The organism is Paenibacillus kobensis NBRC 15729, from assembly GCF_004000825.1.
Classification (GTDB): Bacteria; Bacillota; Bacilli; order Paenibacillales; family Paenibacillaceae; genus Paenibacillus_T; species Paenibacillus_T kobensis.
The window spans coordinates 1-1,790 of the sequence record NZ_BILZ01000129.1; the positions used below are offsets into that span (position 1 = coordinate 1).

A 1,790-nucleotide genomic window follows, 5' to 3' on the forward strand; every position below is an offset into this window, starting at 1 on the left:
ATGCATTATATGTATAATCTAAAGGATGCAGCTTCCCGAGGCTTGAGCAAGGTTAGTACGAGCGTTAAGAATGCCTTGGATAAGCTGCTCAAACTGCAAGTACCGTATCGCATGAGACAGCTGGCAACGCCAATGGGCCCAACCGTATGGAATGTTGATACGAAGGCATTGCGTGAGGTGCTGGAAGATCTAGGGGTTATGAAGAGTAGTGCTTTGTCTCAGGGAATTAAGGGGACGGGTAAAGATCTACTTTCCCCTAATGGTAAATTTATAGATTCTAAGTTAGAATCGGATTATCAAAAGTATCTTGCCCGTAAAGCTAAAGAGGGTAAACCACCACGAGATCGGTTGGAGTGGAAAAAGGCCAGAGATTACTGGTTGAATGATTCACCAATGGCTAGAGGCAATGCATTCAATAAAAAGTCAGTTGTGGAAGAATGGTATCCATGTAATGAAGTACATTTGAGTAATGGAAAACGTTTGGATTCATACGATCCTATAAAAGGCGAGATAGTATCAAGAAAAGCGACTGATTTAGCAGATATTGAGTTATCTACATTTGAGAGTTATTTAAAGGAAATGAAGATGAAGTATGAGCCGGGAACAATAATTAGAACAGATAAATACGCTGATTTTAAACCTCCAATTGACGGTCAACCACTTAAGGGAAACCAAATACTAGAGATTCCTGCGTCTAATAAGAACTTTTCAGAGATAAAAGTTTACATTGATTTGGCAAAGAATAAATATGGGATCGAAATCAGATTTAGGGAGGAGTAAATATGATAGATAAACATACTAAATACACTTTTGAGAAAATAAAATTTATTGAAAGATATAAGAATCTAGCCACAAAGTATCAATTTAATGTTAGTGAAAGTTTCGAAGACTATGAAAGTAACCAAGTAGTAAAAATTATTAGTGAATTAGGGTACGAGTCCTCGTTTAATAAGAAGGAAAAGTTCTTTAAGATTACAGAAACTCAGAATAATTATAAGTTTCAATATGTTATCTCTTTAAAATATGGTGTAGCTGAATTTATATGGTCTGTATGGGAAAATATCGAACTTAGGATTGGTGGGACGTGGGGAATATTAAAAGAACAACTAGATGGTCTGGAAAATGATAAAGTGAGGAAGCCGGTATTCCGTAATTACGAAGAATTGAAAGAATTATTAGCTGATGCATTTTTAATTTATGAAGATTTTAAACGAGAGTATATGCAATAATGAAAAACGATTGAGAGGTTTGTTCATGGCGATTTCAATATATTACTCAGCAAAACGAAAGGAATCATTAACAGATGTCGAAAGAGACCTTATAAAGAAATTGATTTCTGAGTATTCGGTACAACAAGAAATTGAAAAATTCAACAATACAGGAGAAGGATACAATTGGACTGAATTTGATGTATATGATCTGAAAGATTCGTCCAATCCAGATATTATTTTTGAAGGTTCTACACAGTTACCTGATAACATGGATGATGCAATCTGGGAAGGTGTTCAGCATTGGACTGCTTTACTGTCACAAATACGGTGTACTATTTTGAATGCTGAATGGTATGTGGCGGTAGAAGATCATGTTCTCAAATGGGATGAGGAATATTTAGAATACGATTTATCCCCACCCAGTGCCGAATAAGTCGGGCGGCTGACTTCAAGTAGACTTAACCAATGTAATACCCGTATAAAGATTTCTTCATTTCGTTTGTACGCACATCAATGCTTTAATTTTTATAACCTATATATCGCTATTCCTATACATCAAACAGGTTGATTATGGTCAGA

Annotated in this window: 2 protein-coding genes and 1 pseudogene; all 3 read left to right on the forward strand. The window is 35.6% G+C overall.

The genetic code is table 11. The features are described 5' to 3' along the window. Positions 1-780: pseudogene (locus PKO01S_RS28390) on the forward strand (hypothetical protein); the annotation flags it as partial. Positions 781-782: 2 nt separating this feature from the next. Then, complete coding sequence (locus tag PKO01S_RS28395; protein ID WP_127534778.1) at positions 783-1,229, forward strand: hypothetical protein; 447 nt, start codon at positions 783-785, stop codon at positions 1,227-1,229. A 25-nt stretch (positions 1,230-1,254) separates the two neighbouring features. Then, complete coding sequence (locus PKO01S_RS28400) at positions 1,255-1,644, forward strand: hypothetical protein (RefSeq protein WP_127534779.1); 390 nt, start codon at positions 1,255-1,257, stop codon at positions 1,642-1,644. Positions 1,645-1,790: the final 146 nt, after the last annotated feature.

Excerpts from the sequence above, each read along its gene's own strand:
- PKO01S_RS28395 (WP_127534778.1), top strand. The coding sequence starts at position 783 with ATGATAGATAAACATACTAAATACACTTTTGAGAAAATAAAATTTATT.
- PKO01S_RS28400 (WP_127534779.1), top strand. The coding sequence starts at position 1,255 with ATGGCGATTTCAATATATTACTCAGCAAAACGAAAGGAATCATTAACA.